Origin of the sequence: Ramlibacter sp. GCM10027632 (genome assembly GCF_042675325.1) — a bacterium.
In the GTDB taxonomy this organism is placed as follows: domain Bacteria; phylum Pseudomonadota; class Gammaproteobacteria; order Burkholderiales; family Burkholderiaceae_C; genus Ramlibacter.
Genome location: NZ_JBHTGW010000008.1, coordinates 193,172 through 205,887, shown reverse-complemented (window position 1 = coordinate 205,887; position 12,716 = coordinate 193,172). Strand labels below are relative to the sequence as shown.

The window sequence follows — 12,716 nt, the reverse complement described above, 5'->3', positions numbered from 1 at the left end:
CTTTATTTCAGGAGCTTGTGCTCCACGAGTTTCTTGCGAAGGGTGTTGCGATTGAGGCCCAGCCAGTCGGCCGCGCGCGACTGGTTCTGGTCGGCCTTGGCCATGACCACCTCCAGCAGGGGTTTTTCCACCACCTTGACCAGCATCTCGTACATGCCGTCGGGTTCGGTTCCACGCAGGTCGCGGAAGTAGCCCTCCAGGCTGGTCCTCACGCATTCCTCGATGTGTTTCTTGCTCACGCGTCCTCCACGCTGGTGTGGGCTTGTCGTTGTGTGTTGACGGCAGGCAGGCGGTCGGTCGACGCACCGAGTTCGTCGAAGTAGTCCGCCACGGCCTGCCACTGCGCCTGGCTGTCTTCCAGCACGAGCATCCGCTCGCGGAACGCCTCGCCGCCCGGCAGGCCGCGCACGTACCAGCCGATGTGCTTGCGCGCGCTGCGCACGCCGGTGAATTCGCCGTACAGCGCGTAGTGGTCTTGCAGGTGCGCCAGCAGCAGGCGCCGCACCTCGGCCACCAGGGGCGGGGCGAGGTGGGTGCCGGTGGCCAGGAAGTGGCCGACCTCGCGGAAGATCCACGGGCGGCCCTGGGCGGCGCGGCCGATCATGAGGGCGTCGGCCCCGGTGCGGGCCAGCACCTCGCGCGCCTTCTCGGGCGAGTCGATGTCCCCATTGGCCACCACCGGCACCTTCACCGCGGCCTTCACCGCGGCGATGGTGTCGTACTCGGCCTGCCCCTTGTAGCCCTGCTCGCGCGTGCGCCCGTGCACCGTGAGCATCTGCACGCCCTCGGCCTCGAAGGCGCGCGCCAGGGTGACGGCGTTGCGCTGCGCGTCGCACCAGCCGGTACGCATCTTGAGCGTGACGGGCACGCCATGCGGCTCGCAGGCCTGCACCACGGCGCGGGCGATGGACACGGCCAGGGCCTCGTCCTGCATCAGCGCCGAGCCGGCCCACTTGTTGCACACCTTCTTGGCGGGGCAACCCATGTTGATGTCGATGATCTGCGCGCCGCGCTGCACGTTGTAGGCAGCGGCCTCGGCCATCATCGGCGCGTCGGTCCCGGCGATCTGCACCGCGATCGGGCCCGGCTCGCCGGTGTGGTCGGCGCGGCGCGAGGTCTTGAGGCTGTTCCACAGGTCCTTGCGCGAGGTGACCATCTCGCTCACCGCGTACCCCGCCCCGAACTGGCGGCACAACTGCCGGAAGGGCCGGTCGGTCACGCCGGCCATCGGCGCCGCGAACAGGTTGTTCGCCAGGACATGCGGGCCGATGTTCATGGGGGAGGCGGGGAGCGTCGTTGCTGAAAAATGAGGCACGATTGTAGTGGGTCCGGGCCGGGGGGTGCGGCGGCCGGATCCCTATACTCGTGCGCGATGGATGCGTGGTTCCAATCCCTGCTCGCGCTGCTCGCCCTGCCGGAGTTCAGCCTGGGCACGCTGTTCGTCGTCGCCTTCGTCTCGGCGACCCTGCTGCCCATGGGGTCCGAGCCGGTGCTGTTCGGGCTCCTCAGGCTGAACCCGGACCTGTTCTGGCCAGCCATCCTGGTGGCCACCGCCGGCAACACCCTGGGCGGCATGCTGGACTGGTGGATGGGCTACGAGGCCCACCAGGTCCTGGACAAGTGGAAGCACTCCAAGGTGCACGTGCGCGCGCTCGACTGGCTCGAGCGCCTCGGCCCCAAGGCCTGCCTGCTCTCCTGGCTGCCCGCGGTGGGCGACCCGCTGTGCGCCGTGGCCGGCTGGCTGCGCATGCCCTTCTGGCCCTGCGTCGGGTACATGCTGGTGGGCAAGTTCCTGCGCTACGTCGTCATGACCGTCGCCCTGCTGCACCTCTTCCCGGTCTGAGGCCTCACGGCGCGGGCGCGCCGGTGATGGCATCCAGGCGGTGGCGCCAGGCCATGTAGTACAGGATCGGGATCACCACCAGCGTCAGCACCGTCGACACCAGGATGCCGAAGATCAGCGAGATCGCCAGGCCGTTGAAGATCGGGTCGTCCAGGATGAAGAAGGCGCCGAGCATGGCGGCCAGGCCGGTGAGGACGATGGGCTGCGCGCGGGTGACGGCCGACTGCACGATGGCTGCCTCCAGCGGCACGCCGGCGCGCACCTGCAGGTTGATGAAGTCCACCAGCAGGATGGAGTTGCGCACGATGATGCCGGCCAGCGCGATCATGCCGATCATGCTGGTGGCGGTGAACTGCGCCCCGAGCAGGGCGTGGCCCGGCATGACGCCGATGATCGTCAGCGGGATCGGCGCCATGATCACCAGCGGCGTGAGATAGCTGCCGAACTGCGCCACCACCAGCAGGTAGATCAGCACCAGGCCCACCGCGTAGGCCGCGCCCATGTCGCGGAAGGTCTCGTAGGTCACCTGCCACTCGCCGTCCCACTTGATCGCGTAGTCGCGCAGGGTGTCCTCGGGCTGGCGGATGAAGGCCTCCTGCAGCGTGCCGCCGCCGGGCGTGGGCAGGGCGAGCAGCTGCGGCCGCATGGCGAACATGCCGTACAGGGGACTGTCCAGGCGGCCGGCCATGTCGCCCACCACGTAGTTGACCGGCAGCAGGTCCTTGTGGAAGACGGGCTGCTCGCGCAGCGTGTCGGTCACCGTGACCAGCTCGCGCACCGGCACCAGCCGGCCGCTGGCGCCGCGCACGGCCAGGGCCAGCAGCGCGTCGAGGTCGCCATGGCGCTCGGCGGGCAGCTGCAGCAGTGCCGGCGCCGGGTACTTCGACTGGTCGTGCAGCCAGGCCGCGGCCTCGCCCGCCAGGCCGGCGCGCAGCGTGGCCACGATGTCGGCCTGGCTCACGCCCAGGCTGGCGGCCTTGCGGCGGTCCACCAGCAGCAGGGTGCGCGGGGCGTCGGCGATGCTGCTGTCGTCCACGTCGACCACGCCCTCGTGACGCTCGAACACGGCGCGCACTGCGCGCGCCACCGCGCGGCGGCCCTCGGCCTCGGGGCCGTAGACCTCGGCCACCAGGGGCGCGAGGACCGGCGGGCCGGGCGGCACCTCCACCACCTTCACGTTGGCGCCGAAGCGCCGGCCGATGGCCTGCAGCTGCGGGCGCACGCGGGTGGCGATGGCATGGCTCTGGGCCTTGCGGTCCGCCTTGTCCACCAGGTTCACCTGCAGCTCGCCCTGCTCGCTGCCGGCGCGCAGGTAGTACTGGCGCACCAGGCCGTTGAAGTTGATCGGCGCGGCGGTGCCGGCGTAGGCCTGGTAATCGGTGACCTCGGGCACCGTGGCCAGGTGGCGGCCCAGCGCCTGGAGCACGGCGGCGGTCTGCTCCAGCGGGGTGCCGGCGGGCAGGTCCACCACCACCTGGAACTCCGACTTGTTGTCGAAGGGCAGCATCTTCAGCAGCACCAGGCCGGTGGCCGGCAGCAGCAGCGAGAGCGCGATCAGCCCGGCCACGCCCAGCCCCAGCAGGCGGCGGCTGCGTGCGCCGGTGCGCGGGTCCAGCAGCGGGCGGAAGACGCGCCCGGCCAGCGGGGCGAGGCGCGCAGCCAGGCCGCCGTGTGCGCCGTGTGCGCCGTCATGGCCAGGTCCGCCATGGCCCGCCGCCGCCCCGCCGGCACGGCCCTCCCCGGCCGGCACCGCCTTCATCCACAGGCGCGCCAGCCAGGGCGTGACGACGAAGGCGATGGCCAGCGACAGCAGCATGCCGAGGCTGGCGTTGATCGGGATCGGGCTCATGTACGGCCCCATCAGCCCCGAGACGAAGGCCATCGGCAGCAGCGCCGCGATCACGGTCAGCGTCGCCAGGATGGTGGGGCCGCCGACCTCGTCCACCGCCGCAGGGATGATCGCGGTGAGCGGGCGGCCCGGGTGCAGCTGCTGGTGCCGGTGGATGTTCTCCACCACCACGATGGCGTCGTCCACGAGGATGCCGATGGAGAAGATCAGCGCGAACAGCGACACCCGGTTCAGGGTGAAGCCCCAGGCCCAGGAGGCGAACAGGGTCACGGTGAGCGTCAGCACCACCGCCGTGCCGACGATGGCCGCCTCGCGCCGCCCCAGGGCGATGAAGACCAGGGCCACCACCGAGGCGGTGGCGAACATGAGCTTCTGGATCAGCTTTTGCGCCTTGTCGTCGGCGGTGGCGCCATAGTTGCGGACCTGGGCCACCTGCACCTCGGCCGGGATGACGGTGTTGCGCAGGAGGTCCACGCGGCGCATCACCGCGTCGGCCACGTCGATGGCGTTCTCCCCGGGCTTCTTCGTCACGGCGATCGTCACCGCCGGCGACTCGGTGGCCGGGCGGCCGTCGCGCGCCGCGGTGCCGTGCCAGGCGTAGCGTGCGGCCGGCGGCGCGCCGTCGCGCACCGAGGCCACCTCGCGCAGGAAGACCGGCTTGCCGCCACGCGCGGCGACCACCAGGTCGGCGACTTCCGCGGCGCTGGCCAGGAAGGGGCCGGCTTCCACCGCGACGGCGCGGTTGCCCGCGACCAGCTCGCCCACCGGCAGCCCCTGGTTGGCGGACTGCAGCGCGCCGCGCAGGTCGGCCACGGTGACGCCGGCGCCGGCCATGCGTGCCGGGTCGATCTCCACGAGCACCGCGCGGCCCGGGCCGCCGAGGGTGGTGACCTCGCGCGTGCCGGGCACGCGCTTGATCTCGGCTTCCACCGCGTGGGCGACCCGCTCCAGGTCGAAGGGGGTGGCGTTGGCCGCATGCAGGGTCAGGGCAACGATGGGCACGTCGTCGATGCCCTTGGGCTTGACCAGGGGCTCGCCCACGCCCAGGCCGCGCGGCAGCCAGTCGGCATGGGCGCGCAGGGTGTCGTGCAGGCGCACCAGCGCCTCGGTGCGCGGCACGCCCACCTTGAACTGCACGGTCAGCACCGCCAGGCCGGGGCGCGAGACCGACATCACGTGCTCGATGCCCGAGATCTGCGCCAGCACCTGCTCGGCGGGCCCGGCCACCATCTGCTCCACGTCCTTCACGCCGGCGCCGGGGAAGGGAATGAGCACGTTGGCCATGGTCACGTTGATCTGCGGCTCCTCCTCCCGGGGCGTGACCGCCACCGCGAAGACCCCGAGCAGCAGCGCCACCAGGGCCAGCAGCGGCGTGATCCGCGCCGCCTGGAAGAAGGCGGCGATGCGGCCGGAGAGGCCCATGCGGGTGTCGTTCCTGTCCATCGGCCCTCCTCAGCGCACGCGCGCCGCGGCCTGCGGGTCGGTGGCGACGCGCTCGCCCGGCGCGAGCCCGGCCAGCACCTCGACCTGGCCGCCCTCGGCGCGGCCCAGGCGCACCTGGCGCAGCACCGGCCGGCCCTGGGCGTCCAGCACGTACAGGCCGGTGAGCTCGCCGCGCCGCACCACCGCCTGCGCCGGCACGCGCGGGCTGGCGGCGGCGGCCGTCGCGGTGGCGCCGGCGGCGGGCACCGGCAGCCACAGGCGCGCGAACATGCCGGGCGACAACGGGGCGGCCGGGGCGCCGCCGGCAAGGTCGGCCCGCACCTGCACGGTGTGGGTGGAGGGATCCACCGTGGGCAGCACCTGGGCCCGCGTGACCGCCGGCGCCTGCGCCGCGCCGGGCACCTCGACCCGCGGCAGCAGGCCCGGGGCCAGCCGCGCCGCCACGCTCTGGGGCACGGCGGCCGTCACGCGCAGGGCGGCCGGGTCGTAGACGGTGACCAGGGGACGGCCCGGCAGGGCCATGTCCCCCAGCGTCACCGGCACGTCGGCGACCACGCCGGCATAGGGCGCCCGCACCCGGTAGAAGCCGCTCTGGGTACGGGCCGCGCCGGCCTGTGCCAACTGCGCGTTGACCTGGGCCTGGGTGGACCTGAACTCGGCCTCGGCCCGGTCCAGGGCCGCCTGGCTGATGTACTGCTGCTGGTGCAGGCGCCTCTGGCGCTCGAACTCCCGGGTGGCGACATCGAGCGCGGCGCGGGCCGCCTGCACCTGGGCGTCGCTGGCGGCGGCGGCCTGTTCGGCGGCGCGCGCGTCCAGCTCCAGCAGCACCTGGCCCGCGGCGACGCGGTCGCCCGCCCGGACCTCCAGGCGCACCACCGCGCCGGCGACCTGCGCCGCGATGGTGGTCTGGCGCACCGCCTCGACCGAGCCGTCGAACACCGAACTGGCGGTGCCCGCGCCCGGCTGCACGACGACGGCAGCCAGCTCCGCGGCGCGGGCGGGCACCGCCATCGCTAAGAGGGCGGCAGCCGCGGCCAGGACGGCGGCGCGCAGGGTCAGGGGCGTCTTCATCGGTCGGTCCTCCGGGTCGGGCTTCATATCAGCGGCCTATTATTTGCATGATTGTGCAAATATGCAAGTGAAGGGAAATTTCCCACCCTTGTTGCCAACTGCATGGTTGAGCAACAAAGTTCTTCTGCCTTGAGCCTTGTCAACCTTCGGCGTAGAAAAACGGTTGAGATGAAAGCCGACCCAGAAGCCGGCACGACCTTTCAAGGAGAAGCCATGACATCCCGCCTGACCCTCACCCTGCTCGCCTGCAGCCTCTCGGCCGCCCTGTCCCACGCCGGGGCGCAGACCGCCGCCGAGAGCAAGGAGCTGTCGGCCCGCTACCAGGCGGACCTGCAGATCTGCAACAGCGAGGCCAGTTCGGCCGGCCGCCTGCAGTGCAAGCGCGACGCCAAGACCGAATACGACAAGGCGGTGGCCGATGCCAAGGCCCGCGCCGGCGCCAGCACGGGCGCCAAGGGCGCCGCCAAGGCCGAGGCCCTGTGCGCCGACTGCGGCCGCGTCACCTCGGTCACCACACGCGAGAAGGAAGGCGAGCCGACCGCGGCGGGCCTGATCGCCGGCGGCATCGGTGGCGCGCTGCTCGGGCGCCAGATCGGCGGCGGCAGCGGCCGCGACATCGCCACGCTGGGCGGCGCGGCGGCCGGCGCCTATGCGGGCCGCGAGATCGAGAAGAAGGTGCGCACCCACACGGTGTGGGTGGTGGGGGTGACCTTCGCCGGCAACCAGACCGCGCAGTACGAGTTCGCCCAGGACCCCGGCTACAAGGCCGGCGACCTGGTGAAGAAGTCCGGCAACGGCCTGGCCCGCCCCTGAGCGAGCCAGGCGCGCCTGCGGGCACGGCGCGCCGCGGGGCGCCGGCCCGGCCTAGTGCGCCTCCAGGCCCAGGTAGGCGCGCTGGATCTCGGGGCGCTCCAGCAGCTCGCTGGCCGGCCCGTCGGCCACGATGCGGCCCTCCTCCACCACGTAGGCGCGCTGCGCCAGGGACATCGCCATGTGCACGTTCTGCTCCACGAGCAGGACGGCCGTGCCCTGTGCGTTGACCTCGCGGATCGCCCGGAACATGTCCTGCACCACCAGCGGCGACAGGCCCAGCGAGGGCTCGTCCAGCAGCAGCAGCGCCGGCTGCGCCATCAGCGCGCGGCCGATCGCCACCATCTGCTGCTGACCGCCCGAGAGCGAGCCCGAGGGCTGGTGCAGCTTGGCCTCCAGCGCCGGAAACAGCGAGAGCACACGCTCCAGATTGCGCGCCCGATGCGCCTTGGCGCCGGGGATGTAGCTGCCCAGCTCCAGGTTGTCCCGCACCGTCATCTGCGTGAACAGCCGCCGGCCCTCGGGGACGATGGCGATGCCGGCGCTGCAGAAGCGGTGGCCCGGCAGGTCGGTGATGTCCTGGCCCTGGAACCGCAGGCGCCCGCCGCTGACGCGGTGCAGGCCGGCGATGGCGTTGATCAGGGTGGTCTTGCCCGCGCCATTGGGGCCGACCACGCAGACCAGCTCGCCGTCACCGGCGCGCAGGCTCACGTCCCACAGCGCCGGGGCGGCGCCGTAGCGCACCGAGATGGCATCGACTTCAAGCATGGGCGACCTCCCGGGCGTCGTTGGCAGTGTCTGCGGGCGTGGCCGCGGTCCCGAGGTAGGCGCTCATCACCTCGGGGTTGTTCATCACGTCCTGGGGCAGGCCCAGCGCCAGCAGCTTGCCCTGGTTGAACACGGCGACGCGGTCGGCCAGGGCCATCACGGCGCGCATCACGTGCTCGACGAAGACGATGGTGGACCCGCGGTCGCGGATCTTGCGAATCAGCTCGATCGCCTCGTTGATCTCGCCGGGCGTGAGGCCCGAGAGCACCTCGTCCAGCAGCACCAGGCGCGGGCGCGCCGCCAGCGCGCGCGCCAGCTCGAGGAACTTGCGCTGGTGCAGGTTGATGTCGTCGGGCAGGCTGTGTGCCTTCTCGGCCAGGCCGGTGAACTCCAGCCAGGTCCAGGCCTCGCGCTCGGCCTGCTCGCGGGTCAGGCCCGCGCTGCCGAAGTGGGCGACCAGGGCCACGTTCTCCAGCACCGTGAGGTGGGGGAAGGGCCGGGGGATCTGGTAGGTGCGGGCGATGCCCGCATGGGCGATCTCGTGCGGCGTGAGGCTCTCGATGCGCCGGCCCTCGAACTCCACCTCGCCCATGGTGGGCGGAAAGTGGCCGCTGACCACGTTGATGAAGGTCGACTTGCCCGAGCCGTTGGGCCCCAGCAGGCCGAGGATCTCGCCGCGGCGCACATCCAGGTCCACGCCGTCCAGCGCGCGCACGCCGCGGAAATGCTTGCCGAGGCCGCGCGCACGCAGCAGCACCTCGCCGGGGGCGACGGTGTTGGGGATCTGCGCGTCGTCGGTGCGTGCGCCCGCCGGGGCGCCCGCGCGCCGCGCCGGCCAGCGCTTCTGGATCCAGCCCATGAAGCCTTCGGGCATGAACAGGATCACCACCACCAGCACCACGCCGACGGCGGCCTTCCCGAGCAGCGGGCTGTTGCCGGCGGTGAAGTAGTACAGCAGGCCGGTGATGAACACCGCCCCCAGCGCCGGGCCGGCCCAGTGCCGGCTGCCGCCCAGGATGCTCATGAGGACCACGGTCAGCGGCACGGTGATGTTGAAGGTCTCGCCCACCGTCACGTACTGCACGAACAGCGCGTGGATGGCGCCGGCCAGGCCGGCCAGCGCACAGGACAGGGCCAGGGCCATCAGCTTGTAGCGGAAGGTGGGCACGCCCATGACCTCGGCCACGTCCTCGTCGTCGTGGATCGCGAACAGGCCGGTGCCGAGCTTGGAGCGCTGCACCTTCCAGCCGGCCAGCACGGTGACCGTGGCCACCGCCACCGCCATCAGGTAGATGGAGGAGGCCTGGCTGGGCCCGAGCTTGGGAATCTCGACCGCGTTCAGGTAGACGCCGGGTCCGCCGTCGATGGGCGTGTTGATGACGATGGTCGCGATGACGAAGGTGATGGCCAGCGTGAGCAGCGCGAACAGTTCGCCGCGCACCGACTTGACCCGGAACACCACCGCGCCCAGGGCCACGCCCAGCCCGGCGGAGACCAGGGCCGCCATCGGCAGCGAGGCCAGGAAGGGCCACCCGAGCTTGCCGGCGAACACCGCCGCGCAGTACATGCCGACGCCGAAGAAGGCGCCGTGGCCGAAGGAGAAATACCCCGAGTACCCGGACAGGATGTTCCAGGACACCGCCAGGATGATCCAGTGGCACACCAGGTACAGGAGGGACTCGTAGAAAGGCGGCAGGCCCAGCCAGGGGACGCTGGCCAGGGCCGCACCGGCGGCGAGGAGGGCGACGACCGTTCGGTTCATGCGTGTGTCTCGTCGTGGGGAATGGCGCCGCGCTCAGCGCAGGCGGCCGGGGCGCAGCAGCAGCAGCGCGATCAGCAGGGAGAAGGAGACGATGGGGGCCCACGAGGGCGAGGTGACGGCCATGGTGACCGCCTCGCTCACCCCGATCAGGATGCCCGCCAGCAGCGGGCCCAGGGGGCTGCCCAGCCCGCCGATCATCACCGCCGCGAAGACCACGCCGACCCAGGCGAAGATCTGCGAGGGCGTGAGCGTGAAGGTCAGCGCGAGGCAGACCCCCGCCGCCGCCGCCAGCGCGGCGCAGACGCCGGCCAGCACGAGGGACAGGCGCTTCTCGTTGATGCCGTAGGCGCGGGCGATGGCGCCGTCCTCGGCCATGGCGCGCAGCGCCTTGCCCAGGTCGGTGAAGCGCATCGCCGCCCAGATGCCGACGGAGATCGCCACGGCCAGCACCAGGGTGATCAGCTCGGGCACCGGCACGTAGAGCGAGCCGACGGTGAACTTCATGTCCGCGTAGTGCGACTCGAGCTTGCGGAAGTCCGCCGTCCAGATGCCCTGGATCACGCTCTCGAGCACCACGGTGACGCCGAAGGTCACCAGCAGCGAGTTGAACGGGGTGATCGCGAAGCGCGAGAGCACCCACTGCATGCCGGCGCCGATCAGGAAGAACAGCGGCGGCAGCACCACCAGGCCCACCAGGGGGTCGATCTGCCACACCGTGGCCAGGTGGTAGCCGAGGTAGGCGGCCAGGAACACCAGGCCGAAGTGGGACAGGTTGATCTGTCGCAGCAGGCCCCAGGTCAGGCCCAGGCCCAGGCCGATCAGCCCGTACAGGCTGCCGATGAAGATGCCGGACAGGATGGACTGCAGCAGCAGGTTCAGGCTGGGCAAGGTCATGCCAGGGGCTCCTCTTGCTTCAGCGGACCTGCAGGGTGGCGCCCGGGGCGGCGGAGGCGCGCGGCCAGACCACGTTCCACTTGCCGTTCTGCACCTGCTTGATCTTCATCAGGTCGTCACCGTAGTTGCCCGGGCCGTTGAAGCGCAGGCGGCCGTGGATGGAGTCGACCTGGTTGGCCTTCAGCCAGGCGGCGATGGCCTTGTCGTCCAGGTTGCCCGCGCCGCGCACGCCGGCTTCCAGGATCTGCCAGGCGGAATAGGACGCCGCGGCCTGCACCTCCACGCTGGTCTCGGGCAGGCCCGCCTTGGTGGCGCGCTCGTTGAACACCTTCACGAAGGCGGCCGCCACCGGGTTGCTGGTGAAGGGCGCGTGCTCCTCGAAGATGGTCACCGCCAGGGCGTTGTTGCCGTCGGCGGCCTTGGACATCGGGCCGGGCGCCGGGTACAGGTGGAAGTGCAGCGGCGGCGTGTAGTCGATCTTCTTCATCGCGTCGAGCAGCATGTTGCCCTCGAGACCGATGTCGCCCATCCAGACCAGGTCGGGCTTGGCATCCTTGACACGCGCAGCGATCGGGCCGAAGTCGCGGTTGCCGAATTCCCACTCGAGGAACAGCACCTCCTGCAGCCCGCGCTTCTTCGCCACCTCGCGCCCGCCCAGGGACATGAAGTGGATCGAGGGGAACTTGCTGGTCACGATGGCGATCGTCTTGGGCGGCTTCGGCGAGGCGGCCAGCGCGTCGAACAGCGTGTTGGGCACCGTCTCCTGCGGGTTGGCGCCGAGCGACCAGGCGGGGAACTGCATGTCGTACTTGGCCAGCGACGGGATGCCGAAGGTGTGGTGCACCAGAACCTTGCCGTAGCGCTGCGCCACGCCCATCGCCGAGAGGATGGCGCCGGTGGCATAGGGGCCCATGAGCAGGTCCACCTTGTCGGAGGTGACCAGCTGCTCGTAGAGCGTGCGGGCCAGGTCCGGCTTGGACTGGTCGTCCTTGACGATCCACTCCACCCGGCGACCGAGCAGGCCGCCGCGGGCGTTGAGCTGCTCGATGTAGATGTCGCCCACCAGCTTGTGCGTCAGCGCGGTCTGCGACAGGGGGCCGGTCAGCGCCAGGGTGCTGCCGATGCGGATCGGCGCCTGCTGCGCGGCGGCGGGCAGGACGGTCGCGGCCGCTGCGGCAGCTGCCGCGGTGAGGACGCTTCGACGGGATGCTTGCATGGTTGTCTCCTTCGGTGGTTGTTTTCGCAGGGTCGCTCTGGGGTCCGGGTCGGCCGATGGATCACTCCACCCGCGCGCCCGACTTCTTCACATAGTCGGCGGTGCTGGCGGTCTCGGACCGGATCAGCGCCGCCATCTGCTCGGGGCTCATGACCATGGGCGCCATGCCCTGGCTGGTCATGTTCTTCTCGACGAACTCCTTGTCCGCGAGGATGGTGTTGACGGTCGCATTCAGTTTCGCGACCACGTCGCGCGGCGTGCCGGCCGGCGCGAGGAAGGCGTACCAGGCGCCCATGTCCATCTCCTTGAGGCCGGCCTCGGTGAGCGTCGGCACCTGGGGCGCCGCCGGCACGCGCTTGTCGCCGCTGACGGCCAGCAGCTTGATCTTGCCGCTGCCCAGGTGGCCCTGGATGGTGGGGAAGGCGGGGAAGGTCAGGAGGATCTGGCCGGACATCACGTCGGTGATGGCAGGCGCGGCGCCGCGGTACGGCACGTGCACCAGGTCCGCGCCGGTGAGCTTCTTCAGCATCTCCCCCATCAGGTGGGGCTGGCTGCCGGCGCCGAAGGAGCCGTAGCTCAGGTCCTTGCGGCTTCGCATGTAGGCGATCAGCTCCTTCATGTCGTTCGCCGGCGTGTTGCCGGCCACGGCCAGGGCCAGGGCCACGTAGGTGACGGGCGCCACCGGCACGAAATCGCGCTGCACGTTGTACGACAGCTGCGGGTACAGCACCGGGTTGGCGACGAAGGTGGCGTCGTTCGTGAACAGCAGCGTGTGCCCGTCGGGCGCGGACTTGGCCACCGCCTCGGCGCCGATGGCGGTGTTGGCGCCGGTGCGGTTCTCCACCACCACCGGCTGGCCCAGGAGCTCGGACATGCGCTGCGCCATGCGGCGACCGACGATGTCGGTGGTGCCGCCGGCGGCGTAGGGCACGATGACCTTGATCGGCCGGTTCGGGAACCCCGCCTGGGCCCGGGCCAGGCCGGGCGCCACGGCGGCGGCGGCCGTGGCGCCGGCCGCCTTCAGGAAATCGCGCTTGTTCAGACTGGAACGCATGAAGTC

11 protein-coding genes are annotated in these 12,716 nt (G+C 71.3%); 2 read left to right on the top strand and 9 right to left on the bottom strand.

Annotated elements, in window-relative coordinates; translation table 11 throughout:
• Positions 1–2: 2 nt before the first annotated feature.
• The gene (locus ACFQZY_RS13795; protein WP_377416710.1) at positions 3–239 is read right to left on the bottom strand and encodes a Fis family transcriptional regulator; all 237 of its coding nucleotides are present in this window, start codon (positions 237–239) and stop codon (positions 3–5) included.
• Positions 236–1,276, bottom strand: a complete 1,041-nt coding sequence (dusB, locus tag ACFQZY_RS13790) for a tRNA dihydrouridine synthase DusB (RefSeq protein WP_377416708.1) — start codon at positions 1,274–1,276, stop codon at positions 236–238. Before dusB ends, ACFQZY_RS13795 begins: the two co-directional genes overlap by 4 nt.
• A 96-nt stretch (positions 1,277–1,372) precedes the next feature.
• Here dusB and ACFQZY_RS13785 point away from each other — a divergent pair, with 96 nt between their 5' ends.
• Complete coding sequence (locus tag ACFQZY_RS13785; RefSeq protein WP_377416706.1) at positions 1,373–1,843, top strand: YqaA family protein; 471 nt, start codon at positions 1,373–1,375, stop codon at positions 1,841–1,843.
• A gap of 4 nt (positions 1,844–1,847) precedes the next feature.
• On the opposite strand, the gene ACFQZY_RS13780 is transcribed toward ACFQZY_RS13785, so the two are convergent.
• Positions 1,848–5,135, bottom strand: coding sequence for an efflux RND transporter permease subunit (locus tag ACFQZY_RS13780; RefSeq protein WP_377416704.1), 3,288 nt, complete (start codon positions 5,133–5,135; stop codon positions 1,848–1,850).
• Between the two features lie 9 nt (positions 5,136–5,144).
• Positions 5,145–6,206: an efflux RND transporter periplasmic adaptor subunit gene (locus ACFQZY_RS13775; protein WP_377416702.1), complete on the bottom strand. Its 1,062-nt coding sequence runs from the start codon at positions 6,204–6,206 to the stop codon at positions 5,145–5,147.
• Between the two features lie 213 nt (positions 6,207–6,419).
• Between ACFQZY_RS13775 and ACFQZY_RS13770 the strand changes: the two genes are divergently transcribed.
• Entirely contained in the window at positions 6,420–7,019 is a 600-nt protein-coding gene (locus tag ACFQZY_RS13770; protein WP_377416700.1) for a glycine zipper 2TM domain-containing protein, read from the top strand.
• A 51-nt stretch (positions 7,020–7,070) separates the two neighbouring features.
• Here the strand turns inward: ACFQZY_RS13770 and ACFQZY_RS13765 are convergent, their stop codons facing one another.
• The 5 genes from ACFQZY_RS13765 to ACFQZY_RS13745 form a co-directional block, all read right to left on the bottom strand.
• Entirely contained in the window at positions 7,071–7,784 is a 714-nt protein-coding gene (locus ACFQZY_RS13765) for an ABC transporter ATP-binding protein (RefSeq protein WP_377416698.1), read from the bottom strand.
• Positions 7,777–9,546 (bottom strand): ATP-binding cassette domain-containing protein, encoded by a 1,770-nt coding sequence (locus ACFQZY_RS13760; RefSeq protein WP_377416696.1) that lies wholly within the window; start codon positions 9,544–9,546, stop codon positions 7,777–7,779. The genes ACFQZY_RS13765 and ACFQZY_RS13760 overlap by 8 nt, the downstream gene beginning before the upstream one ends.
• Positions 9,547–9,579: 33 nt before the next feature.
• Positions 9,580–10,440 (bottom strand): branched-chain amino acid ABC transporter permease, encoded by an 861-nt coding sequence (locus tag ACFQZY_RS13755; RefSeq protein ID WP_377416694.1) that lies wholly within the window; start codon positions 10,438–10,440, stop codon positions 9,580–9,582.
• Positions 10,441–10,459: 19 nt separating this feature from the next.
• Positions 10,460–11,656: an amino acid ABC transporter substrate-binding protein gene (locus ACFQZY_RS13750; RefSeq protein WP_377416692.1), complete on the bottom strand. Its 1,197-nt coding sequence runs from the start codon at positions 11,654–11,656 to the stop codon at positions 10,460–10,462.
• Positions 11,657–11,717: 61 nt separating this feature from the next.
• Positions 11,718–12,710: a Bug family tripartite tricarboxylate transporter substrate binding protein gene (locus ACFQZY_RS13745; RefSeq protein ID WP_377416690.1), complete on the bottom strand. Its 993-nt coding sequence runs from the start codon at positions 12,708–12,710 to the stop codon at positions 11,718–11,720.
• Positions 12,711–12,716 lie beyond the last annotated feature (6 nt).